Raw genomic sequence first — 25,226 nt, forward strand, 5'->3', positions numbered from 1 at the left:
GTTACTCCTGATTTGCAGGAAAACACACAAGACCCGTCCCGCCGAGCGCGCCGGTGCAAAATTCCAGACCAACCGTGAGTTGCCCCAAGCTGGTCGCAACCTTTTGTGCTGTGGAAACTTCACCCGTCAGCGCACAGAAGTGGAAGGATCGTTCTGCGAGGTGCTCCGAGACCGCGGGAAGCGCAATCGCTGTATAAATTTCCTCATTCTCGGAGGCGCGTCCATCGACCACGATCAAGGAAAGCGGTGAAAGCCCCTCCAGTTCGGTACATGCGGGGAAAGAACAGCTCTGCTGGTTCATTTCTACCTTGGCATGAGGGCCTGAGATCACCTTGGTTTGCTCTGACAGCCCCAACAATGCAAGGCGTGCCTGCAAGTGCGGCGCGTCCTCTTTCTCTTCGACGAGGCAGGTCAGGTGGATCTTTGGCGTGTCTTTCGCGAGTGCGGTCAAAATCAGCGCAGTATCCGGGGCGCCGATAAAAAGGCATTCGCCACTGGCTGATTGCAACAACTCGCTGATGGACCAAAGTTGCAGGGCAGAGAGATGATCTGCACCACAGATTGCTTGTGCGTTCAGTAGCGTGGGATGGCGCGCGATTAGCAGTTGCGCGGCTTTCTCGCTCCAGATGTTGGTGGAGAGCGGGGCGGCAGAATGCGTGGCTGTGGTGTCTGGCGGGTGCATGGAAACGGATTCCTCAACCTTGGCATTGGTGAAAAGGGGAAGGGGTGGTTTTGCAAAAACTTGGTTTGAGTTTTGCAACTGGATCTTTGACGTGATCGCATTCACCTTTGGGGTGCTGTTGTGCAACGACAGGTGATTGCTGGACGTATACCGATAGGCCGGTGTGGGGATGAATTCGTAGTTGCGCGTCTGATCCAGAATAGGAAGCGCCAAGGCCACATCGCATGCGCCCTGAAACCAATTTCCTTCCTGATCTTTATAGTAGCTTTCGGGAATGTTCTTCAGCAACGCGGCGCGGAAGCTGAAGAAATGGCTGGTGCTCCATCTCTGCTTGCGCGGAGAGAGTTCCGGATCCAGCGCCGCGTTCATGCCGCGATGCCCGTTATCCATAAAATAGTTGGTCCAAACCACGTCCTTGCCGGCACCGTATCTTTGCGCGAGTTTGTCCAAGATGGTCATATCTGCAAGCTGGTCGTCGGCATCCAAAATTCCGATGAATTCGGCCTCATCCGCTCGCGGTCGCAAGTGTTTCCAGATGTTATGAGACTTCCCAATGCGCGTGTCATTGCGGATATACGCATGCCGACCTGGAAAGAGCTCTTTCAGGTAATGCTGCGCGATCTCGCCTGTTTGGTCTTCTGATGCGTCGTCGACGTAGAGAATGAAGACATCATCCATAGTCTGACGTGACACACTCCTGATGGCTTCTGCCGCGAACAATTCACAGTTTCGCGCGGGCATAAAAATCAGGCAGCTTGAGTTGTCTGATAGGGTCGAATCTAGCACGGTTTCCTCCGCCGTTCCGTTGGGGGAAGGCTGAACGTCGGTTGGTATGGAATACCTGTTCGATGGCATCCATGATTGGGTCCGTTTGGATGCTAGAAGAGAAAAATTAACAAAATATCTCTCAAATTGATCTAAATAGCCGTAGAGGCAGGTGCCGGGACCCCGAGCGCGTAGAGCGAACTCCTTGGGGGAATTTAATCAAGGGGTGTTTCTGCGTGGTGTCCGTCGCGATAGTCGAACAGGATTGGCCGTGCATTGTCGGGGCGTATCCCCACACCCTCTTGTTTTGCGAGCAAACGCGTTGCGCGTATGACGCCCGAGTGGCAGACGAGCACTGGAAGACTGTCAACGGCGATTGAGCAAACTTCGGTGATTGCGGCATGGACGCGTAGCACCATGTCTCGCCAGCCTTCTCCGTCCTTGGGGGTGCGCTCACGTGGTGGAAGCTCCGAGAGCGGCTGGCCTTCGAATATGCCCCAATCCCGTTCATGCAGACCAGAAATGACTGTCGGCTTTGACATTGGGAAACCAAGATGCGCTGTTTCGCACGCGCGTTCCATCGGGCTGCAAAAAACCGTGATAGGCTCTGGCCAATGGGTCTGAGCTAACGCGCGCGCTTGGTTGCGCCCCTGTTCTGTCAGCGAGACGTTGAGCCGCCCGGCGATGATCGCGTCACGGTTGGCGGTGGTTTCACCATGTCGGATCAAACATAGGCTGCGCGGGGGCAGGGGCGGGAGGTTCTTCATTATAAGTCCAACGTGTCATGCATAAAAACCTGTGCACCAAACCCTGCTTCCACCAGATAGTCCTCTGGCATCGTGCAGAATGCAGGTGCAAATCGTTTTGCACCAAGGCGGTGTATCATAGCGATTTGATCTGAAAGGGGGGGGTGGACATTCCAGCGGCGGAAGTACCCGCCTTCAACGGCCTCGATCCCACGTGCATGGGCCGTCATATGGCCTGTGAAAATCACATGTGCGTCACGTCCCAAGCGACCGCTCTCACGCCAGGCACGTACATATGCCCAGGCGGCTCCGCCATCTGCGTTGGGGGTATCACATATCAGAAAACGCGCTTCATCCAACGGGCCTCGGTCCAGCAGCGGCGCGATTTCATCTGCGCTGGGCGCAACACCGCCCGAGGTCAATGCGGCGCGTAGGGTGTGGCAACATTCCGGATCAAGCAGAACAGCTGTGGGTCCAAAGCGGCGCATGAGGTGCAAGGCAAGCTCACCCGCGCGTCCCGAGGGAGGCACGGGGAATAAGATCTGACCGGGCAGAGTGTCGATCAGCGCATCAAGATCCTCGAGACGCCGGGACTGCGGCACGTCGCTGAGATGATATGAGCAGTCGATGATGGCGGTGGCAGCTTGCGGCGGTGCGTCAAAAGCGAACCAGTCGCTTTCTTCCGACCAATCGCCGGAGTAGAACAGGCCCTCTCCAAGATTAAAGTGGAACCAGACGCCGCCAAGCGCGTGGCCGTTGCGGCCAGTGGTCAGGCGGATGCCATCGATCAGGGTTTCCCCGCGTTCTGGCAGTTCCCTTACCTGTGCGGAGGGGGGCAGGGCCTGTGATGTGCGGCGTGTGGCGTAGATCGGCAGGCCTGCCTCGACTGCGTAAGCCGCACCGCCGATGTGGTCGATATGGTCGTGAGTCACAAAGACCGCATCGACCCCGTCGAGCCACTTGGGGTCGAAATTGGCGTTGGCCTCCGGGCCGAAGCCACAATCCAGCAACCAGCGGTGACGCCCGGTATCAAGGCGCATGGCGGCAGGGCCCTTGTCTCCGATGCCGGAGAGAACGGTAATGGTGCTCATGAGTGGGATCCTGTCAGGCGGCGGCAAAGGCCCAAGGCGCGCTAAGCGCAAGGCCGATTTGGTCGCCGGGTTGGAGCCGTGTGGCGGATTGCGTGACCAGCGCGTCTCCACTCGCTGCGGTAAGATCGAGGCGATAGCGACCGCCAAGGTAGGTGACGCGCTCAACACGGGCGCGGATATCGCCGGTTTCCGTAATGCGCAGGTTTTCTGGGCGCAGGCAGGCGAGAGCCGGGTGCTCTGTGTCCGTTTCCACCCTCAGGCGCATGCCGAGCAACGTGGCCTCTGCACCTGCGTCACCGTGCGTCGCGCCGGTCAATGGTACCACTGCGCCTTCGCCAATGAACTCGGCAACAAAACGGCTGCGCGGGCGGGTATAGAGTGCCTCGGGCGTATCAAGTTGTACGATCACACCTTGGTTCATCACCGCGATGCGGTCGGCCATGGCCATTGCCTCGGCCTGATCATGGGTGACATAGACCATAGTGGCGCTGGTTCGACGGTGAAAATCGCTGAACACCTCTTGCATAGATGCACGCAAAGCCACGTCGAGATTTGCGAGTGGCTCATCCAGCAGGACGGCCGTTGGATCAGAAACCAGGCATCGGGCCAACGCCACACGCTGACGCTGCCCGCCAGAGAGATCAGAAGGCATGCGGTCCCCATAGGGGGTGAGTTCCGTGGCACTAAGCGCAGCATCGATACGGGCGTCGCGATCTGCTTTGGACAGTTTGCGGATTTCCAGCGGATACCCCACATTGCGGCGCACGTTCATATGAGGCCAGAGTGCGTAGGATTGGAACACAAAGCCAATATTGCGATCCTCGGGTGGCACGTTGAGGCGGCTGGCGGCATTGGCAACCTCGCGTTGGCCAATGTGGATGCGGCCTTCTGTAGGTTGCTCGAAACCCGCCAAAAGACGCAGCAGGGTCGACTTGCCGCAGCCTGACGGGCCAAGCAGCGCAAGAAATTCGCCATCGCGTACGGTGGTGGAGACGGATTTGAGCGCGGCGGCATCACCGAAATGCTTGGCCACATGGGACAGGGTCAGCTCTGCCATGGCACTACTCCTTTGGGCAGGCGGCGGGAGGTTGCTTGGATCACCGCCATCAGGAACATCACGACAAAGACGATCGTCATGGCGACGGCGGAGGCCATCACCGTCTCGCCGCTGTCGTCGAGATTGAAGATCACCACACCGAGCGTCTCTGTGCCCGATGACCACAAGAGGGCAGACACGGTCAGTTCGTTGAACGCGGTGAGGAAAACGAGGATCGCCCCCGCCGCCGCGGAAGGTGCGGACAGCGGCAGGATAATGTCCTTGAGCCGTCGTGACAGCGATGCCCCAACCGATTGCGCGGCCTCATCCATGGCGGGGTCAAGTTGTCGCAAGCTCGATTGCACGGGGCGGAACATGACCGCAAAGAAGCGCGCCAGATAGGCAAGGAAAATGATCCAGATGGTGCCGTAGAGTGTGAGCTCAGTGAAAGGCAGATTGATCAACAGCAAGATCATCGCGATCGCCAGTACCACGCCGGGCAGGGCATATGGCAGGTCTAACAGGCTATCAAAGACCCGGCCCAGCGGCGTCTTGTGGCGATCCATCAGCCACGCAAGCGGCAGGCAAAGCGCCATCAGTAGCGCTGCCGCACTCACCGAGAGTACAAAGGAATTGAGGAAGGCTCGCCGTGTGACGGGCTGACGGAAAAGCGCCTCATGCCAGCCATCAAGTGAGATGGTATCGAACCTGAGCGGCACACCATAAGCAGGCACCAGAGACGTCGCCAGTAGTCCGGCCATAGGCAGTACCAAAATGGCAGCAATCACTGTCCAAAGCGCGATTTCAACCGGCAGTCTGGCGTGCCCCAATGGGATAGAAAGGGGGCGGCCAGTGCTGCCCACCAGGTGCACGCGTTGGCGTTGTTGGAAAAATCGTTGCAGCAAGATGCCGCAGATGGCGACCACGCCAATCAGGATCGCAAGCACCGCGACTTCGGCCAGCACAGTTGTGCCCATGCCTGCAAGCCGTTGATAAATCAGCGTTGGCAGGGTGGCATAACCTGCGGGGATGCCCAGCATGGCAGGAATGCCGAAATTTCCCAATGCAGTTACAAACGTGATCGCGATACCGGCCAAGAGGCTCGGCAGGGTCAATGGCAATACGATTTGCCCCCAGATGCGCAGACCGCTTGCGCCAGAGATGCGAGCCGCTTCGACAACCTCCTGAGGGATCGCACGCAGACCGGCGCGCAGGGTGAGGAAAATGATCGATGTGTGCTGAATGCCCATGAGCAGGATGATGCCCCCGGCAGAGTATAAAGGCTGCGGCGCGCCAAGCGGTGGCGCAAGGCCAAGTGTCTTTAGGAACACTGACGAAGGCCCCATGATCTGCGTCCAGGACAAGGCTGTGATCTGCGGCGGGATCATCATCGGTATCATCAGGCAAAAGACCAGCGCGCCCTTACGGCGCAGATCCGTGAGCGCCACGAGAAAGGCGAAAGTGCCGCCGATCAACACCGAAATCACTGTACCGAAACCTGCGGTGATCAGCGAATGGCGCAGGGCAGAGAGGGTCGCAGGTTTGGCAAGAACCTCGGTAAAGAACCCGAGATTGAGGTTGCCTCCTGCCGTGATGCCTTCGAAAAACAGTCGTGCGACGGGTGCGAGTGTGATCAGCACCGCCACGGCAAGAATGAGCGACAGCAGCCGGCCCTCGGACCGGCTGCTGCTGGAGTTTGTGGCGACGAGGCTCATTCCGCGCCAAAAAGCTCTGCAAATTTCGCTTTGTTGGCATCGGCATCTGCCAGCGCCTGAGCGGGATCAAAGGACATCAGCTTGATATCTGCGCGCGCCGGGAAACCTGCGGGAACATCCATGTCATTGCGGGCCGGGATATAGCCCATGTCCAGAACCAGATCCTGACCCTTTTGGGACAGTACGAAATCAACGAATTTCTGCGCAGCATCCACGTTTTTGGCGCTTTCAAGGATTGCAACTGGCTCAGTCACATAAGAGACGCCCTCTTTGGGGAACACAAACTCAACCGGAGAGCCGTCAGCCTTGTTACGGATGGCGAGGAAATCGACAACGACACCGTAGGGTTTCTCACCCGAGGCGACGGCCTTGAATGTCCCGCCGTTGCCACCTTGGGCGCGAGCGTCGTTGGTGGCGAGGTCGGTGTAGTAATCCCAGCCCAGGTTTTTGTCACCTGTCAGGGTGGCAAGGTGAATAAGGGCAGCACCGGAGTAAAGCGGCGAAGGCATGGCGATCTGACCCTTCAACGCCGGATCGGCGAGATCGGCCCAAGAGCTTGGCTGCATCTCGGCGCCGGTGTTGTAAACGATGCCAGTGGTGATCAGCTTGGTCGAATAGTAATAGCCATCCGCCGAATAAAGCGCGGGATCGTAGGCGTCGGCTTCGGGGGATTTATAGGCCTGCAACTGACCGTTCTGGGCCATGCCCTCAAGGGTTACGGTGTCTGCGATCAGCAGAACGTCAGGCTGCGGGTTCCCAGCTTCGATCTCGGCCATAAGGCGCGCCATCAGTTTGGTGGTGCCGTCGCGAACCCACTCCACCTCGATGTCGGGGTTGGCCTCCATAAAGGCATCGACGGTCATTTGCGCATCGGCATTGGGTTGCGATGTATAGAGGGTCAGCGTCTCGGCAAAGGAGGCCGAGGCGGTCAGAGCGAGAAGGGCAGCGGGCAGAAGGGGTTTCATCCGGAATCTCCGTTTGGCTTTCGTTCGAAAGTTATGACGCCGCCCGTATCGCCTGAGTCTGAAACGGTTTTGTGACAGTTTCCTAAATCTAATATTATCTTGCCCGGCCACGTCCGTGGTTGTTACTGCTGATGTGTTGAAGTTCACTTTCAAAGGAAAGCGAATGCGAAGAGGCGAGCTAAATCGGCGTCGTGATGCGATCATCAGGCTGCTGTGCGAGCAAGGCGAGATGTCTGCGACGGATCTGGCCACGCGGCTGGGGGTATCGGTTCAGACAATCCGAACCGATTTGCGAGAGCTTGATGAGGCCGCACTTGTTCAGCGCCGCCACGGCAATGCCCGGCTTCGGCAACAGTCTGAGAACATTGGCTATGCGCCCAGAATGTCTGTTGCGCGCAGCGAGAAACAGCAAATCGCCATTGCGGTTAAATCGCTTGTTGGCGACGGCAGTCGTGTGGCGCTGGGCACTGGTACGACAGTCGAAGCCTGTGCGCGGATTTTGGCGGCCACCTGTAAGGATTTGTTCGTTGCAACCAACAACATCCATGCGGTGATTGCCATGCAAGGCGCCGAGGGAGCCTCGGTATCACTTGCCGGAGGAGCGGTGCGATTGCGGGATCTGGATCTGATCGGAACCGCGAGCCGGGATTTCTTTGCTGACTATCTGGTCGACATTGCGATTTTCAGCTGTGGAGGCATCTCTCTGGCTGGCGAGGTTTTGGACTACAACACCGATGAGATCGCAGCACGGGTGGCGGTTGCAGGCTGCGCTGTGCGCAAGGTTCTGGTGGTGGATCAGGCCAAACTGGGCCGAGAGTTGCCCTGCCGTAAGCATGTGCTTTGGGACTACGATGTGGTGGTGTCGGCGGCTGCGTTTTCCAAAGAGATATTGGACAAATGTGCGGATGCGGGGTGTGAGGTTATTCAGGTGAACACGCTCCACGCAGCTCGTCTTGCATAAGGCCGCAGCATATTGGAAGCCAAGTAGACTGTTCAAATTTGAACTAAATTAATGGAAATATTTATAATCCTTTCAATTTGTTAGAGGTGTATTTGTTAGGGTTTCGTCAACACCTATGACCCACCTTCTGAGGTAACTTCGGTGTGAGGATCTCACTGCAGCCGGAGTGTTTCTGTTCAGTAGGATGGTCTCATGACAAGTGTATCTCTCAAGGCTGTCGCGGCAGCCGCGTTAACGATTGCCCTTTCCGCATGTGGTGACAATGTGCGCACCGACTACCATGAATTCAGCAGTGTGAGCACACGGCTTAATGTAGACAATGACCTGTCTGGTCTGACCCGTGTTGCAATCGCGCCCGATCAAGAGCAAAGCATGAACGTATTTCTAACTGGCTATAGCTGGTGGGATAATACGCCGCGTGGATCGGCTCAGATTGCCCGGCCTGTGATTCACCGCACCGCTGGTGGAGTCGGAACCTATGAAGACCCTATCACGCTTGCTGTCGGCCACAAGAAAACAGGCGGGCGTAGCGTGATGGACTACCGACCCGGAACGCGTTTCTACATCGAGAAACTGCAGAAATACGCAATCGTCGAGGATATGTGCGGCGACGGTCCGCGCCCTCAGGATGGGCCCTGTCACACCGGGCATCGCGGGCATGACTGGATCGACATCTATGTCGGTGGTCGCCGTATGGATGAGGCTTCGGTTGATGCCTGCATGCGTCATATTACGGGCATTCAATCGGTGGTCCTGAACCCACGTCCGGGATACCCGGTTACGCCCGGCGAAATTGCGGCAACCGGATGCCGCACCTTCTGATATGGCGCTCAGCGTCGCGCGTCAGCCGGAGGTTTCCAGCTGATGCGCGATTGCTTGCAAGATGATGCTGTTGGTATTGAGGTCGGTGTAGTCTCGTGTAGGGCGCCCGGATTTCACAAATATGCTTGAGGAAAAGCCGTTCTCTGTTTTGGCGGTGTTGCGGACGTATTCGCGCAAAGTGTCCGAATAGGAATGGGGCTGCATCGCCGACCAAAGATAGGCGGCTTTGCTGCTCACCGCGAGATATTCATCCCGGAACTCTGGCGTGCGATATTCGGGTTCACTGCCAACCGTATCCATCGCCCATGTGCGGGTCTCGGCATCCAGTTGCAGCCCCTGATAGAGGAACCACGGGCTGGTATCGATCGGCCCTTCGGAGACGCAGATCAAGCGGCCGGTTTCGCGAAAGTCCTCAAGTTGGGTGGTGAACAATACATCCGCAAGATAAGCGCTCTGGCGCGACATGCCCAACTCCAGCCCTTCCAACAGCAGCGGCTCGGCCCCGATTGGGCCAATCCGTGCCACCGCTTCAAGCAGGGCCATCTGTCCGTCGGGTTCTGATTTACCCGCATAGACCTCGTAGGGGGAGCGGGCGGCATGGCCCCAGCGCCGAAAGGCCAACGCCGAGTAGTGTGCGCTGTGTGAGACGTAAGAGCTATGTAGCTCACCTTCGGTTACAGAATGGATTTCGCCGTCGATGATAATCTTATCGAGGTCGTATGATCCAACCAGCTCCACCAACTGCTCGCCAAAGCCACTATGGCGGCGCAGATTGTCGAGTGAAGCGAGGAGGCGCCCTGCGTCGCTGCCGTCAAAGTTTTTATTGCCCCAGCGCGCGCGATCGGTGCGAATCCAGCCTTGCGGCAGGCGACGGTCTTGCGAGACGCGACCCGCGATATTGGGTAGAATCTTCTTAATCGCGGTCTCGAAACCTTTTTCGTCGAGCAGGCCAATTTGTATTGCCGCAACAAGCCCGTTAATGTGACTACCGACATCCCACATGGTGACGGCTTCATGCAGCCGCCCACCCGGAGAGGAGTCTACCGTTGAAGGGCAAAGACCCGTTTTAGGATTTGTGAACTGCTCCAGATAACGCCATGCTGCCCTTGCATCTTCCATCAATTCCGCACGTTGTTGATCTGGCAGCTTCTCGCGCTGAGAGATCAGCTCTGGCTGCGCGGCTGCAACACGGCGATAGCGATATGGCAGCGGCCCGTTTGGGACCAGACACTCAATCTGGCGGGTAAGCGTCGTGAACTGCGTGACAGGTGCGCGAAGGGTGTTGATGAGTTGCCGTTCCAGCAATGTGAGGGTGACGTCATCGGTGAAATCACGGTCACGCAAGACGATCACCATATCCTGCAGCCCTGCAAAGTCGGTTTGTAGGCTTTCGGCGGTGATGGGGCGGGTCAAGTCGCGACGGCGGAGCGTTAAAACGCCGTCTTCGCCGATGCCACGCCGCGCCGTAGCCCCCCCGCTCAGGCGAACCGCGATGCCTGCACTCAGGGGACGGGTGGTACTGATGGTGGGAGTGCCATTCGCGGAAACTCCTGTGATCTCAATAGTGTGCGGCTGAGGGTTTGCATCATTTTCGGATGTTGGTATCTCGGTCGGCACCCAGATCGCCAGTTCGTCTTCAGGGCCTGCGTCCACGCCTGACGAATAAGGTAATTTGAGCCGGTCCAGAAGGTTAGCGAGGGCCGATGGAGTATCAGACAGAGTTTCACTCGCCCCTTCCAGCAGGTGGAGGCAAAGATTGCGTTTGAAATCATAAGCGTCGCGCAACTGCAGATCAGACACAGGTAACAGCGAGGCTCTCCCGTCAACCTCTTGCTGCACCAGGCTTTCGGCAAACAGCTCTGCCGCTGCTGTCAGATCTTCGATCGAGAAATCTGAGAACGCATTGGCTGACAGATAGGCCACGTTCTGTGTTGGCGTCCGCGCGTCAGCTGCGAGCGTGACTGGGTTGGCCAAGTCCACAAGCGTGCCGCCAAACAGCCGCGCAACACCGTTTTCCCATGTTTCAGAAACGACAGCTGCGGTTTTCTGAGGGAGGCTCAGAATATTGAAGACCCCGGCCGAGCGCACCGCCGTGGGGGAGGCGGGGCGCGTCACGTCGTGACAGGCCAGGGTCTGAACTCGGATGGGGATTCCGAGTGTTCTTTCTACCGGGTTCAACATTTCACGAAGCGCGTTGAGCACGTTATGTGCAGCGCGCGCCTGAAAATGCTGGGATAGGGTTGCCAGATCGGCCTGAAACGGTGCCACCTCGATGCCGCTGCCACCCAGTAGATATCCCGCGAGCACACGCGCTACAGGGTGTTGGGGTGACAACACCTGACCTTCGGCATCGAACGGCGAGACCACACAGGTCACAGGGATATTGCGCTCCCACAGGGTATCAAGCACGGCAATCAGATGTGGCACGGAGGTTGACGCGTCTATTCCCGTGATCACCGGATAGGTTTGCGGAGTCACTGCGCCGATAAAGTCAGCGGCAAAGGTTTTTACCGGGATCAACGCAGCGCCGACACCGAGAGCTTTGAGGAAGGTTCTGCGTTTCATGTGCCGCTCGTCGCCAAACTATAATCACGCCCCAACCGTTTTTGAGTGCCCCAGCTGAACAGACGGCCGGTGAGTGCACGCAGGATGGCGCGAATGACGGAATAGTAAAGGATTGGGCGGTAAAACACCCGCTGGATCGGGAACAACAACAGCGACCACATGCTTTCGTCTTTGTCCCGTGCAAGGGCAAAGGCCGCGATCAGGAACTCCAGCGCAGGCAATGTGAGATAGGCCAGAAGATACTGCATATCCTGCGAACTGGCGGCGCTGCCATCCCAGCCACCGCTGACCAAACGGTATAGCAAAAGCGCGACAAAGAGATCAGCAATCGGAGCAAGCAGCGGGAAGAGGTAGCCAAAGATAAACATGTCAGGAATGGAGACAAGTCCGACAGAGCGTCCCTCAAACACTGCTTTCTTGTGCTTCCATGCGCTTTGGAACATGCCAAAGGACCAACGCAGACGTTGTTTTAAAAGTTGCCCGATCCGCTCGGGGACCTCGGTATAGCCGCGCGCATTTGCCTCGTAGATAATGCGGTAGCCGGCTCGATTGACCTGAATGGTCAAATCGGTGTCTTCGGTCATGGTTTCGTCGCTGAAGTGCCCCGTTTTTCGAAGCGCAGCCACACGCCATGCACCCAAGGCACCCGGTACCACGAGCATGCCGTTGATGAGGTCAAAAGCTTTGCGTTCGACGTTTTGCGCCGTGGTATATTCAAGTGCCTGCAGGCAGGTCAGCAGATTGACTTTGTTACCCGCCATGATTTTGCCCGCAACCGCGCCGATCTTGGGGTTGTCAAAATGTCTGACCATATGACTGATCGCACTCTTCTCGACCTGAGTATCCGCATCAATACAGACCACGATATCGGCTGAAGTGTTGAGGAGGGCACGGTTCAAGGCGCTCCATTTGCCCTGATTGGGCTGCGAGATAACGCGCACTTCTTGGTTGTGCGAGAATGTAAAGACTTCGTTCAACGTGTTGTCGCTGGACCCATCATCCACGACGATGATCTCGATGTTCTTGTAGTCGCTCGCCCGCACACTTTGGATGCAGCTGCGGATCACTTTTTCCTCGTTATGTGCGGGGATGATCACCGCAACCTTAGGATTGGTGAGGGAAACGGTGCGATGGCCCCGCCAGTTGAGCAGAGCAAGAAGCAAGATGGCGAGCGAGCGGATCACGCCGATTGCCAGTGCGAGCCAGAAGAGGGTCACGATGGCATCCTGTCCCCATGCAACCAGAGAGAAAGAGACACGGTCAAAGGTTTGATAGCCGCCTTCGGCAACCGGCATCAGTGCTGCGCGTGTGCTGCCGGTCAGATCGGCAATGGTTGTGAATTCATAGCCCAAGGCGCCAAGCTCTGAGATGATAAAACGTGTCGCTTCCACCGATGCCGTCCGGTCTTCACCGCCGTCGTGCAACAGGATGACGTTGCCAGCGCCGCGTTCGACTTCCTTGATCGCAAAGTCGGCGATCTCGCGGCCACTCCAGCCCGTCCAGTCGTGGGGCACGACGTCCATGCCCACAACCTGCATGCCGCGATCCCACGCGATTTCCAGCGCTGCGACACGATCCGCGGTGACCGGGCCGCCGCTGCGTTGAAACGGTTCACGATAGAGCGTCATCTGACGACCCGCTGCACCCGCTACGACCTTGTCCAGCATGGAGTATTCAAGCGTTGCGCGGGTTTTGGACACCTGATCCATGCGCGGATGGGAGAAGGTATGCGCACCGATTTCGTGCCCTTCATCGATCATGCGGTTCAAGACCGCAGGCGCGTCCATGACACTTCTGCCAGTCACAAAGAATGTTGCAGGCGTCTTGGTCTCTTTCAGGATGTCGAGGATCTGTTCGGAGTAAACCGGATGCGGGCCGTCATCAAAGGTGAGTACGACCTTGCGACCTGCGGGTTTGCCGTAACGCTCAAGCGAATAGGGACGGGGAAGCAGATCGTAGGTTTGCCCGATTACGCGCCCGGTTTCTGTGTCAAAGTTCAATTGACGGATGCCGGGGGACTGACGGTGGGTCAGTCGCAACAGCGCCCCCTCGCCAGAATAATTGACGTAGTTGTCGAGCTTTACCAGTGCCAGTTCTGCGCTCAGTGTCTGCGTGCTGAGGTTGCGATTGCGTAGCACGGTCCAGATGCCGGGATCTTCGAGGCCCAGCGACCAAATCCCATTGTCGGTGATGCCCAGATCGCGCAGGATGGCCATCTGATTGATCAGACTTGCTGCATCCTGCATCCAAATCTTGCGGCTGCGCCCCTCAGCATCGCGGTAGGACGCAAGGCTGCCAGAGGTTTTGGCACTGAACCGGACTTTCGTCCCGGCATCTGCGATACGTTCCATGGCGGCTGCATAAGGCAGCACATCGGGCAAAGGCTTGCCGGAGGTCCATTCCACCGCAAAATTCCCAAGCGCTACGACGAGCTTGTCTTTGCCAATCTGCTCTGCTGCGGATTTTGCGGTTTCTTCAAACCAAACATCGGCGGCGAGCGGTGACGGGGCGGTGCCAACCCATGGATCTAGGAAGAGCTTCAGGATCACTTTATCAAAAAGCGCGGTGGTCTCCTTTGACTTCCACGCGGATGATGTGCCGCTCAGAACGATGCAGGAGGCCATGCCTTCGGCATTCAACCCTGAGCTCAGTGTCTGAAAGAAAGGCTGAAGTGCCGGAAGGTCAGAGGTTTCCAAACCGGGAATGCTGAGGCACGCACCTTGCGGGTAGAGCGGACGCAGATGTTCTATCACCTGTGCGGTGGTGCGCTGGGCGACAGCTTTGCTGCTGATTGCGCTGATGAAGGCGGCTTTGTCCTCGCCGGTATCCAGCTCAATCTTGGGCATCAGGTCGGGCGCATTGCCGGACTTGCTGCGGTACTCCATGACGGGCGCGCGACTTTCCTCTGTTTCCATCGAGACTTTGGCACCACTGGCCGTTGCCTCGATGCGAAGCCAGTCGGGAACAAGGACGCTCAATTGATTGCAGCTCTCGGTCAGGGACAACTGACCCCAATCATTATCCGATGGGATATGGCCGTAGACCACGGGCGCAGTAGGGCCTGCCATGGCCGCAAAAAACGGCTGACTGGGGGCCTCGCAGGAGGGTTTTGGAGGCAACACGGGCATCAATGATGCCAGACGTATATCGTCGGTCTGTGTCACGGGATCTGTTGCAGGCAGCGCAAGCACTTGCTGTTCAGGCCAGTTTCCTGTGATTTCATCCCAGGCGGTATGCCAAGAAAACGTGCCGTTCAGAAACAGATAAAGCCACGCCATCAAACAGAGCATGCTGAGGGCCACGATGGCACGCACACGACGAAAGCGCAGCCTGCGCGGGTCATCAAAAACCTTATGCGCATCCGCCTTTACGGCGAGCTTTTCGTAATGGAATGCAAAGCGGCTCACTCCGAAGCCCCTTTGATGCCAAACGGCACTATGCTGGCAGGCGACAAGCCACAGCTTGCCGCAATCACTTTAAGCGAAATTGCTGACACGGTTCCCCACAACCCGACTAGTTGCCCTGCAACGCCACTGGCCGCATCGCGACAGGAGTCCCCACCCCCGTTCCGCAGCAGCTGCAAAGCTGTTTGTTTGATGTCAGCAGCTTCTCGCTGACCTCTAACAATGTCAAAATTCAGTTAAGCTTGAGCCGAATTTAGCTCAAATTAGCATCAATTCACAGGAACAATCACCTCATATTGGTGTGATTGTCCTCAGGGTTGATGTGTTCTGACCTTTTGTTCAGTCGATCCTGCACGAACGAATCGAATTTCAACCTCTTGCGCACCCATTGTCTTCAACTGCGGGGTCAGGCAGTCTCGGCAACAGAGCGTCGTTGATTGCGGGTCCGACGCCAATGGGATGAGAGATGCACTATATCAATATTTCCGATCTCGCAGATCGAGACTGGCGCTTTCTGGAACCCTACAACACCTCGCCTGAACTGACTTGGGACATGCACTACGGGCGTCCCCGCAACATGTTAGAGCGGCGCATCACGCGCCCAGCTCTGGGGCGGTATCGGGCCTGCCTGTCTGCAGTCTGGGCTGCGCGCCAAAGAAAAAGCGCGGTGTTGGTGTCGCATTTGCCGAACGTGACACTGGCGACAGCGGCCATGGCGCGTGTGATCGCTCCGAACTGCTCTCACATCGCTTTTGCTTTCAACTACACCCATTTGCCCACGGGCCGCCGCCTTGATCTGTCGCGCCGCCATTTCAAGGCTGTGCAGGAGTTCACGGTCTTTTCGCGGTATGAAGTCCGGCTCTACGCTGAGCTGTTTGATTTGCCGTCTGAACGCTTCACTTTCTTGCCGTGGGCGATGGAGGTGCCCGAGGTTGCGGAAGATCAACCAAGGCCGTTTGAACGCCCCTATCTTTGTGCCATCGGCGGAGAGGGGCGGGATTACCGCGTCCTCGCCGACGCGATGCGTATAACACCAGAGTTACGCTTGGCGATCGTGGCGCGTCCTGCCAGCGTCGAAGGCATTTCATTTCCCGACAATGTGAAGATCTTCACCAACTTGCCTGCTCCTGTGACATGGGCAATTGCCAAACAATCCTGCGGGATGGCGATCGCCTTGCGCTCAGGTCATACCCCCAATGGGCATGTGACGATGGTAGGTGCGCAAAGGCTTGGTGTGCCGTTGGTGGTCACACGTTCAGTGGGGGTGGCGGATTATGTCGATGGGCAAACGGCTTTGATGGTGCAACCGCAGGAGGCCGCTGATATGGCGCAGGCCTTGCGCGCAATCGCGGACGACCCTGCTGGTGCGCGAGAGAGAGCAGCGCGCGCCCGCGCTAACGCGGAACGTGAATGCGATCCTCGTGTTTGGTTGCGCTACTTTGTCGATCTGGATGCGCGCTTCAAATCACTGGTTTGAATAGCAACAGGTGGCTCAGCTCGGACGGCCGACGCCCTTGATGTCGCCCGTGGTCAGTACCGGAGCAGCATCCATATCGTCCGCATTAAGCATCGCGGCCACGCGTTCGAGCGAGGCAAGCAGCTGCGCCTGCTCCCAGTCTTTCAACTGTTCGAAGGCGCGCACATAGCGCTGCTGCAGCGCGTCCGGTGCCGCTTTGACGGCCTCGCGCCCCGCAGGTTCCAGCACGACATTGGTTTGTCGACGATCCGCCTCGGAGCGCATACGTGTCGCCATCCCACGTGAGACGATTTTATCGACAAGAGCAGTCACCGTAGCCTGAGCCACACCCATGGTCTGCGCCAGCTCTTTGGGGGTGGCGCTGCCCCCGCTGGTTGCAAGCAATTGCAGCACGCGCAACTGCGCTGGCGTTAGACCAGAGGCCTGCGCCAGATTGCGGGAATAAAGCTCCGTTGCACGCAGAATACGTCTGAGTGCAATCAGGCTTTCGTCAGTTCTGTTACGCGGGCGGTCATTCATAGCGCTCTAAAGTGTCACGGATGGCGAATTCCTTCAATACACTAAGTATTGTCGAAGTGTTTCCTTGTGACGAAGCAAGTTTTTTACAGCATAATTTGCCTTTCTAAACAGTATTTCTCTTTGAAATCAGGCAATAATCACATTGGGGAATAAAATTACTGAGGTTCTTGAAGTTTTTACATCTTCGCTATATTTAGAAAGGCGAACGAAAATGGAGACGGTGAGCGATGCCTAAAGACATCTTGCAGACTGAGACTGATAGCCCCCGAACTTGCCAGCCCCGCCTGCGCAAGCCAAACGCGACGGACGGGGCCGAAATCTGGGAGCTGGTCAAGGCCTGCGAGCCGCTCGACCGCAACTCCATGTATGCCAACTTGATCCAGGCGGATCACTTCCGCGACACCTGCGTGGTGGCGGAGCTTGATGGCGAAATCGTTGGCTGGATTTCCGGCCACATGATCCCGGGCGATGATGCGTTCTTCGTCTGGCAGGTCGCGGTGGGTGAAGCCGCGCGCGGCATGGGACTGGGCAAGAAGATGCTGAAGGCGCTGATCGCGCGTGATGGCATCAGCGACGCCGCCGTGCTGAAAACAACCATCACCAAAGACAATGCGGCCTCCTGGGGCCTCTTCCGCAGCTTTGCCTGCGATATCGGCGGGGAGCTTAGCGACGAGCCGCATTTCGAGAAAGAGGCCCATTTCGACGGCGCGCATGACACCGAGCATATGGTGACCATCACTCTCGACAGTGATGCCAAGGTCCTGAAGCGCGCGGCCTGAACTCCTCTCCTCATCCAGAATTTATCTTATCCGAAAAGGATTCCCCCATGCCCAAAGACATGGAAACAAACTCGTCTATCTATAAGCGCCGCGAAAGCAATGCGCGCTCCTACTGCCGTTCGTTCACCGCGTCCTTTGACACCGCACGCGGGTCCGAGCTGTTCACCGAAGACGGCACCCGTTACATCGACTTTCTGGCGGGCTGTTCCTCGCTGAACTACGGCCACAATGACCCCGATATGAAGGATGCGCTGGTTGAGCACATCCTGAAGGACGGCATCACCCATGGTCTCGACTTTCACACCGAGGCCAAAGAAGCCTTCCTGCACAGTTTCAACGACTTGATCCTCACGCCGCGCGGCATGGATCACAAGGTGATGTTCACCGGCCCGACCGGCGCCAACGCCGTCGAGGCCGCGATGAAGATCGCCCGCAAGGTCACCGGTCGCACCAACGTGATTTCCTTCACCAACGGCTTTCACGGTGTGACCATGGGGGCGCTGGCAGCGACTGGTAACGGCTACCACCGTGGCGGCGCTGGCATGGACAAGGCGGGCGTGACGCGCATGCCATTTGAAGCCTATGCTGATGGTGTCGACAGTGCGGCACTGCTTGAAAAGATGCTCTCCGACCCCTCCGGCGGCATCGACGCCCCGGCAGCGATCATGCTGGAAACCGTTCAGGGCGAGGGTGGCCTCAACGCGGCCTCCGCCGAGTTTGTGAAAAAGCTTGAAACCATCGCCCATGCCCATGGCGCGCTGCTGATCATCGACGACATTCAGGCAGGGTGCGGTCGGACCGGCACCTTCTTCTCCTTCGACGAAATGGGTGTGAAGCCCGATATCGTCACTATGGCGAAATCCGTATCCGGCTTTGGCCTGCCGATGGCACTGGTTCTGGTGCGCCCAGAGCATGACGTCTTTGGCCCTGCCGAGCACAACGGCACCTTCCGCGGTAACACCCATGCCTTTGTGACTGCCCGCGTGGCGATCGAGAAGTTCTGGGCCGATGATGCCTTTAAAACAGAGCTCGCACGCAAGTCTGAGCTGGTTACAAGCGCCCTGCAAGAAGTGGCGAGCCACATCCCCGGAGCATACCTCAAGGGCCGTGGTCTGATGCAGGGGGTGGATGTCGGATGCGGCGATCTGGCCGGCGACATCTGTGCCCGCGCCTATGAGCTGGGTCTGGTGGTGGAAACCTCTGGTCCGAATGACGAGGTGGTTAAGATCCTCGCACCGCTCACCACCTCCGAGCAGCTGTTCTGCGAAGGCTTTGCCATTCTCAGCACCGCCGCCCGCGAAGTGGCCGCCAAAACCAAAATTGCCGCGCAATAATCTGAAGACCGGAGACCAAGACCCATGATCGTACGCGATTTCAACGAACTGAAAAACACCGACCGCTCCGTCTCTGATGCGCGCTGGACCTCCACCCGCATGCTGCTGGCCGATGACGGGATGGGGTTTTCCTTCCACATCACCGTACTCGAAGCGGGTTCGGAGCATCAGTTCCACTACAAGCACCACTTCGAGAGTGTCTATTGCATGAAAGGCAAGGGCTCGATCACCGATATCGCCACCGGCGGGACCCACGAGATCAAGCCCGGCGTCATGTATGCGCTGAACCTGCATGACAAGCACATCCTGCGGGCCGAGGAAGAACTGCATATGGCATGCTGCTTCAATCCGCCGGTGACCGGCACCGAAGTCCATCGCGAGGACGGCTCTTATGCTCCTGCGGAGGAGCTGGCCTGAGGAACAGGTGACGCATGACACATACTGTTGAAAAAATTGGTGGGACCTCGATGTCCCGCGTGAACGAGCTGGTGGACACGCTGTTTACCGGCGGGCGCAAGGCGGATGATCTTTATGGTCGCGTCTTTGTGGTCTCTGCCTTTGGTGGCATCACCAATCTGCTGCTCGAACACAAGAAAACCGGTGAGCCGGGCGTCTATGCCCGGTTTGCCGACGCCGAATCCGACCATGGCTGGCACGAGGCCCTGAGCCGCGTCGGCGACGAGATGCGCAAAGCCCATGAGGCGGTGCTCGACAATGCCGGTGATGTGGCGCAGGCAGATGCTTTTGTCTCCGAACGTATCGAAGGCGCTCGCAACTGCCTGATCGATCTGCAGCGCCTGTGCAGCTACGGGCATTTTCGTCTGGCGGAACACATGCTGCAAATCCGTGAACTGCTATCGGGGCTGGGCGAGGCGCATTCCGCCTTTGTCACCGCGCTCCTGTTGCAGCGCGTGGGGGTGAATGCCCGCTTTGTGGACCTCTCCGGCTGGCGTGACGAAGGTGACGTGACGCTGGAGGAACGTATTTCCGGTGCGCTCAACGACGTCGACCCCGCCAGTGAGATGCCCATCGTCACCGGCTATGCGCAATGCGCCGAAGGTCTGATGCGCGAGTTTGATCGTGGCTATTCCGAGGTGACATTCTCCTGTCTGGCCGCCCTCACCGGCGCCAGCGAGGCGATCATCCACAAGGAGTTCCACCTCTCCTCCGCCGACCCGAAACTGGTGGGCGAGGGCGTTGCGCAAAAGCTCGGCCACACCAACTATGACGTGGCGGATCAGATGTCGAACATGGGGATGGAGGCGATCCACCCCAAGGCGGCCAAGACCCTGCGGCAGGCCGATGTGCCGCTGCGGGTGACCAACGCCTTTGAACCCGAAGATCCGGGTACATTGATCGACGACAAGCCCGCAGATACCCCAGCAGTTGAGATGATCACCGGGCTGGATATCATCGCGCTGGAGGTCTTCGAGCAGGATATGGTCGGGGTGAAGGGCTATGATGCTGCGATCCTTGAGGTGCTGACGCGTCACGATGTGCGTATCGTTTCCAAAACGTCGAACGCCAACACGATCACCCATTACCTCGACACTTCTCTGACGGTCCTGAAACGGGTGGAGAAGGATCTGGCAAAGATCTACCCGAATGCGGAGATCTCCGCACGATTGCTGTCCATGGCCTCTGCGATTGGGCGCGATCTCAAGGGATTGTCGGTGCTGACACGCGGTCTTCAGGCGATTGCGGACGTGGGGCTGGCGAGCCTTGGGGCCTCGCAAGGGCCCCGAAATGTGGATGTTCAGTTCATCGTAGAACGCGAAGACCTGAAACCAGTAATTGGTGCGTTGCACAAGGTGCTGGTCGAAGGTGTCGCAGCCAAGCAGGACAAGTCGATCAAAGCGGCAGCCTGACGCGTGAAATAGCCGTCGTCTGACAGGGATGATGCAAAAGGGGGTGCCAAGCGGCGCCCCCTATTTTGTTTCGGCCTAAAGCGCTTCTTTTGCCAGCCCTTTGCCGAGGATCGGTCCGGTTGGTAGTCCAGTGGGAGAGCCGCCCGTCTGCTCAAACGTGATCTCATAGAGCTGTTCCGGCCCCGGTGGCGGCAACCCATCTACTGCCAGTGCGGTGCCCCGGTTGTCCGTCAGCAGACCAAGCGAAACCGGCGGGCCATCGTCCTCGGGTTTGGTCCAGACCTGCATGACCTGCCCTTCGGGCACTGCGGTCTGCCCCAGCAGGGTTACGCGGGTCAGGTTCTCTTCGGTGCCCTCAACCACGGCGACGGCCTCGCCTGTGGTGTCGTTGATCAGCACCGCGATCACCGTCGGGTCGGGGCGTGTCATCACCGACCAGCCAAGAGCCAGAGCCAGCACAAGTGACGCCGCCAGCCCGGCACAGGCCGCGATGAACCAGTTGCGTGGCGCATGCGGCTCGTTTGCGGGGAGGATCGTATCGGTCTCGGCATCGAACTGCGGCACGGAGCCGGGTGCAATCGCTGTTGGGACCACGTCCAACTGGGCTGTGATCCGCGACCACATGTCATCGGGCAGCGCCTCGGGCGTGGCGGTGTCGTCCAGCTCTGAAAGCCGTGCGCGCGCCTGTTCCAACGCTGTTGCGACTTCGGGGTCGTGCAGCGCGCGCGCCTCAAGCTCGGCCGTCTCGGCCTCATCTGAAAGACCAAGCGCAACTTCCATTGCCACATCTCTCAGGGATCGTTCATCACTCATGACAGGCACTCCCGCAAGGCGATTAGGCCACGCCGGACCCAGGCCTTAACAGACCCGAGCGGCGCCTGAATGCGGCCAGATATCTCGCCGTGGGTATACCCGAGCACATAGGCCTGCAGGATGGCGATCCGTTTTGGTGGCTCAAGCCGGTCCAGACAACGGCGCAGATCGCTATTTGCGTCCAACCTGCCATAGGCGTCCATCACGATATCCTCATCTTGCCGACGCTCTAGCGTCTCGGCATCTTCGGCGATCTCCCAGCTCTCTTTGCGCAGCATCGTCAGGCACTGGTTGCGCAAAATAGTGGTCAGCCATCCCTGTGCCGCTCCGCGATTGGCGTCAAACTGATGCGCCTTGCGCCATAGCGAGACAAAGCACTCCTGCACTGCATCCTCTGCCAGATCACGCCGTCGCAACATCCGGATCGCAATGCCAAGTAGCCGCGACCCTTCTGTGTACATGATCGCGCGGAGTGCCGCGCGGTCCCCTTTGGCGCAGGCTTTGATCCGCTCTGCCAGTTCGCTCACTCGCCTGTCCTCATCCCTATGGGCACTTAAACTGACGCCATCTTTCTAAGCCGGTTTTTGATCGCTGAGAGGAGGCATCGTCAGACGAAGCGTATTGCTGCGGACTCTGGCGGTCAATGTGATGATTTTTCTTATATATCGAGAGCCGGGGGCGCAGGGAGTGGGTTCCTTGCGCCCCCGAAGCAACAGTCCTACAGGCGATAAGTGCCCCAGGTGTACTCGTACTCACAAATGCAACCATAGCACGAATTTGTGTAGGGTATGCAACTTGTGATTTTACATCGCGGTCATGAAAGTAATGTCACGCAATGGCGCATCGGCTCCTTTGATTTCCCAGCTCTCAAGGATCTTGCCGCTTTCGAGAGACACCGTATTCAGTGTGCTGCCTGCCGCCAGCCACGCAGTGTTATTGCCCTGCGCATCGGTTGCAATGTCAAACGCATAGGCCTCGGTGCCCTCGATACCCAGCTTGCCGATTGCCGCCAACGTGCCATCGTTGGGCGAGGTCTGCTGGATCAGCGCCACGATGGTTGCGTCAATGTCATACATCGCCGTCGCATCCGGTTGTCCGTAGGAGTTGATATAGGCCGCCGCGACGATGGCCGGAGCCTCGCCTGCGTGCATGTCTTTCTCCTCAAAGGCGAGCGAGCCATCTACGGTCACGGCACCACTTTCGATGTCCACCCGGTGGTTGGTGGTGCCGCTCATGAAGCGCAATTTGTTGGCCTTGGGGTTGAAGTCCACGATCACCGGTGCGCCCTCGGTAATCGGCAGTTCCTTATCCATGGTGGAAATCACCGTGGCCTCGCCGGTCTTGGGGTCGATCTCGACGATGTCAAAGGTGGAGGTGACGCCGATCAGCTGACCGGTTGCCGGGCGCAGGTCGATGCCCAGCAGTTTGTCGACGCCCTTGACGGGCATTGAGCCGGTGACGCTGGCGGTTTCGGCATTGATCATATGCAGCATATTGTCGCCACTCAGCCCGATCGCCATCGGGGCGGCATGGTTGTCCGCCTGCGCCAGCTGGGCGGTTGCGAAAATGGATGCGGTCACAAAAGCGGTCTTAAGGGGATGCATAAAAAGCTCCTCACTGTTTGACTGAGGCACGGACCATCCGTGCGCTGTCAGAGGGGAGACTCCGTCAGGGCCGCATTTGGATGCAGCAGGGGAGAATTTTTTTGAAAAAAGTTTTGGGTGGCGGGTCAGCTGGGGGAGGGGGGCTCCCCGATCCGGGTGATCGCCTGTATCTGCTCGGTGGCCAGACGCAGGGCGGCGCCGGTGCAGGTCATCATGGCCGGCAGCACCATCCACTCCAGCGTCCACATCGCGCCAGAGCGTTCCTGTTCATGCACCATCGCCTGATGCATCAACGGCAGTTGGCCTGCGTTATAGCGCGCCAGCGTCACCAGCAGTTCCGCCGTCACCGGGTTCTGTTTATGCGCCATGGCGGAGCTGCTGCCGCCGCCCTGCTGCGCCAGCGCATCCACGCCCTGTTGTGCCATCAGGCAGATGTCCTGCCCGATCTTGCCGAGGCTGCCGGTCAGGGCCGAGAGCCAGCTGGCGTATGTCGCCAACCCATCCCGCTCCGTGTGCCAGCTGCGGACAGGGGCGCTCAGCCCCAACTCGGCTGCCATGAACCGGGCCATCGCATCGCCATGCGGCTGGCTGCGCTGGCGATCCCCCACCGGACCGCCGAATTGCAACAACTCCACCTCGGGGCGCAAGACCTCCAGCCGATTTGTATGGCGCTCCACAGGCGCGGCCCAGGTGGTGATCCGGTGCCCGGCGGTGATCGGCAGGGCTGCCTGCATTCGAGTCCGGGCCATCAGGGCGTTTTCGCCTTGTGTCCGCCCCAACTCCTCCAGTGCGTTGTTCAACGCCTCCAGCCGCGACAGGTAAATCGCGTTTGCCGCGCGGATCGCCAGCATCAGCGCGGTGTCGATCAGGTCCTGACTGGTGGCACCGGGATGGATCGCAGGGGCAAGCTCTGCGCCTACATGCGCCTTGAGTTGCCGCACATAGCCCGGCACCGCCATGCCGTCTGTCTTCAGATCCGCCTGCAATGCCACCACATCGGGTGCGAACCCCACCATCGCCGCCACTGCCCGCGCTGCAAGATCCGCTTCGATCTGCCCGACCTCTGCCGCCGCGCGGGTCAGCGCGACCTCATGGGCGAGGAAAGCCTCTGCGGTCGCAGGACCACTGAACAGATCCGTGATCTCATCATCGGCAAAGAGACCGGCAAAATAGGGGTTGGTCGAGGTCAGCGGGTTCACGAGTGGGGCAGTCCTTTGAGGCGGAATGATGAAACCAGATCAGCCGCGCAGGGGCACGTCAAGGATATCTCGCGCCTGTTGCCAGGTGGCGACGGGGCGTTCGTATTTCTCGCAGAGCTCCGCCGCGCGCCGGATCAGTGCCGCATTGGAGGGCGCGAGCGTCTGGCGATCCAGCCGCACATTGTCCTCAAGCCCCGTGCGCGTATGCCCACCGGCGGCAATGGCCCATTCGTTTACGATCAGCTGGTTCGCCCCAATTCCGGCGGCACACCAATTGGCCCCGGGTGCGCGGTGTTGGACCAGATCGACATAGAGGTCAAATACCTCCTTGTCGGCGGGCATCGCGTTCTTCACGCCCATCACGAATTGCACATAGAGCTTGCCATAGAGCGTACCCTCCTGATGCAACCGGATCGCCTGCAGGATATGGCTGAGGTCAAAGGCCTCGACCTCCGGTGTGATGTGATGCGTTCGCATCTCGCCAGCCAGCCAGTCAACCAGATCCGGCGGGTTTTCATAGACGCGGGTGGGGAAGTTGTTCGACCCCACCGACAAGGAGGCCATGTCGGGCTGCAACGGCAGCATGCCGCCGCGCGTCTTGCCCGCGCCCGACCGGCCGCCGGTGGAAAACTGGACAATCATGCCGGGGCAGTGTTTCTCCAGCCCTTCTTTTAGCGCTGCGAATTTTTCCGGATCGGACGATGGCGTCTGGTCGTCATTGCGCACATGGGCGTGACAGATACTGGCCCCGGCCTCAAACGCCTCATGGGTGCTCTCGATCTGTTCGGACACGGTGATCGGCACCGCCGGATTGTTGGCCTTGGTGGGCAGCGAGCCGGTGATCGCGACGCAAAGGATACAAGGGTTGCTCATGATCTGGC

The 25,226-nt window shown here is 58.5% G+C and carries 21 protein-coding genes; 7 read left to right on the forward strand and 14 right to left on the reverse strand.

Annotated elements, in window-relative coordinates; translation table 11 throughout:
* Window position 1: 1 nt before the first annotated feature.
* The 6 genes from UB90_RS07965 to UB90_RS07990 all read right to left on the reverse strand — a co-directional run bounded on the left by UB90_RS07965 (window position 2) and on the right by UB90_RS07990 (window position 7,000).
* The gene (locus tag UB90_RS07965) at window positions 2–1,423 is read right to left on the reverse strand and encodes a glycosyltransferase family 2 protein (RefSeq protein WP_227512053.1); all 1,422 of its coding nucleotides are present in this window, start codon (window positions 1,421–1,423) and stop codon (window positions 2–4) included.
* Between the two features lie 239 nt (window positions 1,424–1,662).
* Complete coding sequence (locus tag UB90_RS07970) at window positions 1,663–2,214, reverse strand: histidine phosphatase family protein (protein ID WP_065324398.1); 552 nt, start codon at window positions 2,212–2,214, stop codon at window positions 1,663–1,665.
* A complete protein-coding gene (locus UB90_RS07975) occupies window positions 2,214–3,284 on the reverse strand; it encodes an MBL fold metallo-hydrolase (protein ID WP_065324399.1) in 1,071 nt (356 codons plus the stop codon). Before UB90_RS07975 ends, UB90_RS07970 begins: the two co-directional genes overlap by 1 nt.
* A 13-nt stretch (window positions 3,285–3,297) precedes the next feature.
* Entirely contained in the window at window positions 3,298–4,341 is a 1,044-nt protein-coding gene (locus UB90_RS07980; RefSeq protein ID WP_065324400.1) for an ABC transporter ATP-binding protein, read from the reverse strand.
* Window positions 4,329–6,035 carry an ABC transporter permease gene (locus UB90_RS07985; protein WP_065324401.1) on the reverse strand — a complete coding sequence of 569 codons (1,707 nt, stop codon included), beginning with the start codon at window positions 6,033–6,035 and terminating at the stop codon, window positions 4,329–4,331. Before UB90_RS07985 ends, UB90_RS07980 begins: the two co-directional genes overlap by 13 nt.
* Window positions 6,032–7,000, reverse strand: coding sequence for an ABC transporter substrate-binding protein (locus tag UB90_RS07990; protein WP_065324402.1), 969 nt, complete (start codon window positions 6,998–7,000; stop codon window positions 6,032–6,034). The genes UB90_RS07985 and UB90_RS07990 overlap by 4 nt, the downstream gene beginning before the upstream one ends.
* Window positions 7,001–7,163: 163 nt before the next feature.
* On the opposite strand from UB90_RS07990, the gene UB90_RS07995 reads away from it, so the two are divergent.
* Together UB90_RS07995 and UB90_RS08000 are read left to right on the forward strand one after the other, a co-directional pair.
* Entirely contained in the window at window positions 7,164–7,961 is a 798-nt protein-coding gene (locus tag UB90_RS07995; RefSeq protein WP_065324403.1) for a DeoR/GlpR family DNA-binding transcription regulator, read from the forward strand.
* A gap of 192 nt (window positions 7,962–8,153) precedes the next feature.
* Window positions 8,154–8,783, forward strand: a complete 630-nt coding sequence (locus UB90_RS08000) for a hypothetical protein (RefSeq protein WP_065324404.1) — start codon at window positions 8,154–8,156, stop codon at window positions 8,781–8,783.
* A gap of 21 nt (window positions 8,784–8,804) precedes the next feature.
* On the opposite strand, the gene UB90_RS08005 is transcribed toward UB90_RS08000, so the two are convergent.
* Window positions 8,805–11,348, reverse strand: coding sequence for a DUF3131 domain-containing protein (locus UB90_RS08005; protein WP_065324405.1), 2,544 nt, complete (start codon window positions 11,346–11,348; stop codon window positions 8,805–8,807).
* Entirely contained in the window at window positions 11,345–14,755 is a 3,411-nt protein-coding gene (locus UB90_RS08010; RefSeq protein ID WP_065324406.1) for a glycosyltransferase, read from the reverse strand. The genes UB90_RS08005 and UB90_RS08010 overlap by 4 nt, the downstream gene beginning before the upstream one ends.
* A gap of 463 nt (window positions 14,756–15,218) precedes the next feature.
* Here UB90_RS08010 and UB90_RS08015 point away from each other — a divergent pair, with 463 nt between their 5' ends.
* A complete protein-coding gene (locus tag UB90_RS08015) occupies window positions 15,219–16,229 on the forward strand; it encodes a glycosyltransferase (protein WP_065324407.1) in 1,011 nt (336 codons plus the stop codon).
* 15 nt (window positions 16,230–16,244) lie between these two features.
* Here UB90_RS08015 and UB90_RS08020 read toward each other — a convergent pair whose 3' ends face one another.
* Complete coding sequence (locus UB90_RS08020) at window positions 16,245–16,748, reverse strand: MarR family winged helix-turn-helix transcriptional regulator (RefSeq protein ID WP_005620956.1); 504 nt, start codon at window positions 16,746–16,748, stop codon at window positions 16,245–16,247.
* A gap of 227 nt (window positions 16,749–16,975) precedes the next feature.
* On the opposite strand from UB90_RS08020, the gene ectA reads away from it, so the two are divergent.
* Genes ectA through UB90_RS08040 form a run of 4 tightly spaced genes read left to right on the forward strand, consistent with a single transcriptional unit; the run spans window position 16,976 to window position 20,729 of the window.
* On the forward strand, window positions 16,976–17,527 hold the full coding sequence (gene ectA / locus UB90_RS08025) for a diaminobutyrate acetyltransferase (protein ID WP_065324408.1): 552 nt from the start codon (window positions 16,976–16,978) through the stop codon (window positions 17,525–17,527).
* A gap of 47 nt (window positions 17,528–17,574) precedes the next feature.
* On the forward strand, window positions 17,575–18,861 hold the full coding sequence (gene ectB / locus UB90_RS08030) for a diaminobutyrate--2-oxoglutarate transaminase (protein ID WP_065324409.1): 1,287 nt from the start codon (window positions 17,575–17,577) through the stop codon (window positions 18,859–18,861).
* Window positions 18,862–18,885: 24 nt separating this feature from the next.
* Complete coding sequence (locus tag UB90_RS08035) at window positions 18,886–19,278, forward strand: ectoine synthase (RefSeq protein WP_065324410.1); 393 nt, start codon at window positions 18,886–18,888, stop codon at window positions 19,276–19,278.
* 14 nt (window positions 19,279–19,292) lie between these two features.
* Window positions 19,293–20,729 (forward strand): aspartate kinase, encoded by a 1,437-nt coding sequence (locus UB90_RS08040; protein WP_065324411.1) that lies wholly within the window; start codon window positions 19,293–19,295, stop codon window positions 20,727–20,729.
* A 75-nt stretch (window positions 20,730–20,804) separates the two neighbouring features.
* Here the strand turns inward: UB90_RS08040 and UB90_RS08045 are convergent, their stop codons facing one another.
* The 5 genes from UB90_RS08045 to UB90_RS08065 form a co-directional block, all read right to left on the reverse strand.
* Window positions 20,805–21,542 carry an anti-sigma factor gene (locus tag UB90_RS08045; protein WP_065324412.1) on the reverse strand — a complete coding sequence of 246 codons (738 nt, stop codon included), beginning with the start codon at window positions 21,540–21,542 and terminating at the stop codon, window positions 20,805–20,807.
* Window positions 21,539–22,069, reverse strand: coding sequence for a sigma-70 family RNA polymerase sigma factor (locus UB90_RS08050; protein ID WP_065324413.1), 531 nt, complete (start codon window positions 22,067–22,069; stop codon window positions 21,539–21,541). The genes UB90_RS08045 and UB90_RS08050 overlap by 4 nt, the downstream gene beginning before the upstream one ends.
* Before the next feature lie 276 nt (window positions 22,070–22,345).
* Window positions 22,346–23,146 (reverse strand): DUF4394 domain-containing protein, encoded by an 801-nt coding sequence (locus UB90_RS08055; RefSeq protein ID WP_065324414.1) that lies wholly within the window; start codon window positions 23,144–23,146, stop codon window positions 22,346–22,348.
* A gap of 125 nt (window positions 23,147–23,271) precedes the next feature.
* Window positions 23,272–24,345 carry a 3-carboxy-cis,cis-muconate cycloisomerase gene (locus tag UB90_RS08060; RefSeq protein WP_081285542.1) on the reverse strand — a complete coding sequence of 358 codons (1,074 nt, stop codon included), beginning with the start codon at window positions 24,343–24,345 and terminating at the stop codon, window positions 23,272–23,274.
* A 39-nt stretch (window positions 24,346–24,384) separates the two neighbouring features.
* The gene (locus UB90_RS08065; RefSeq protein WP_065324416.1) at window positions 24,385–25,218 is read right to left on the reverse strand and encodes a beta-keto acid cleavage family enzyme; all 834 of its coding nucleotides are present in this window, start codon (window positions 25,216–25,218) and stop codon (window positions 24,385–24,387) included.
* Between the last annotated feature and the right edge of the window lie 8 nt (window positions 25,219–25,226).

The organism is Tritonibacter mobilis (genome assembly GCF_001681715.1).
Classification (GTDB): Bacteria; Pseudomonadota; Alphaproteobacteria; order Rhodobacterales; family Rhodobacteraceae; genus Epibacterium; species Epibacterium mobile.

Excerpts from the sequence above, each read along its gene's own strand:
- UB90_RS07990 (WP_065324402.1), bottom strand. The coding sequence starts at position 7,000 with ATGAAACCCCTTCTGCCCGCTGCCCTTCTCGCTCTGACCGCCTCGGCC.
- UB90_RS08040 (WP_065324411.1), top strand. The coding sequence starts at position 19,293 with ATGACACATACTGTTGAAAAAATTGGTGGGACCTCGATGTCCCGCGTG.
- UB90_RS07985 (WP_065324401.1), bottom strand. The coding sequence starts at position 6,035 with ATGAGCCTCGTCGCCACAAACTCCAGCAGCAGCCGGTCCGAGGGCCGG.
- UB90_RS07980 (WP_065324400.1), bottom strand. The coding sequence starts at position 4,341 with ATGGCAGAGCTGACCCTGTCCCATGTGGCCAAGCATTTCGGTGATGCC.
- UB90_RS08000 (WP_065324404.1), top strand. The coding sequence starts at position 8,154 with ATGACAAGTGTATCTCTCAAGGCTGTCGCGGCAGCCGCGTTAACGATT.
- UB90_RS07995 (WP_065324403.1), top strand. The coding sequence starts at position 7,164 with ATGCGAAGAGGCGAGCTAAATCGGCGTCGTGATGCGATCATCAGGCTG.
- UB90_RS07965 (WP_227512053.1), bottom strand. The coding sequence starts at position 1,423 with ATGCCCGCGCGAAACTGTGAATTGTTCGCGGCAGAAGCCATCAGGAGT.
- UB90_RS08065 (WP_065324416.1), bottom strand. The coding sequence starts at position 25,218 with ATGAGCAACCCTTGTATCCTTTGCGTCGCGATCACCGGCTCGCTGCCC.
- UB90_RS08035 (WP_065324410.1), top strand. The coding sequence starts at position 18,886 with ATGATCGTACGCGATTTCAACGAACTGAAAAACACCGACCGCTCCGTC.
- UB90_RS08055 (WP_065324414.1), bottom strand. The coding sequence starts at position 23,146 with ATGCATCCCCTTAAGACCGCTTTTGTGACCGCATCCATTTTCGCAACC.
- UB90_RS07970 (WP_065324398.1), bottom strand. The coding sequence starts at position 2,214 with ATGAAGAACCTCCCGCCCCTGCCCCCGCGCAGCCTATGTTTGATCCGA.
- UB90_RS07975 (WP_065324399.1), bottom strand. The coding sequence starts at position 3,284 with ATGAGCACCATTACCGTTCTCTCCGGCATCGGAGACAAGGGCCCTGCC.
- ectB (WP_065324409.1), top strand. The coding sequence starts at position 17,575 with ATGCCCAAAGACATGGAAACAAACTCGTCTATCTATAAGCGCCGCGAA.
- UB90_RS08020 (WP_005620956.1), bottom strand. The coding sequence starts at position 16,748 with ATGAATGACCGCCCGCGTAACAGAACTGACGAAAGCCTGATTGCACTC.
- ectA (WP_065324408.1), top strand. The coding sequence starts at position 16,976 with ATGCCTAAAGACATCTTGCAGACTGAGACTGATAGCCCCCGAACTTGC.
- UB90_RS08045 (WP_065324412.1), bottom strand. The coding sequence starts at position 21,542 with ATGAGTGATGAACGATCCCTGAGAGATGTGGCAATGGAAGTTGCGCTT.
- UB90_RS08005 (WP_065324405.1), bottom strand. The coding sequence starts at position 11,348 with ATGAAACGCAGAACCTTCCTCAAAGCTCTCGGTGTCGGCGCTGCGTTG.
- UB90_RS08015 (WP_065324407.1), top strand. The coding sequence starts at position 15,219 with ATGCACTATATCAATATTTCCGATCTCGCAGATCGAGACTGGCGCTTT.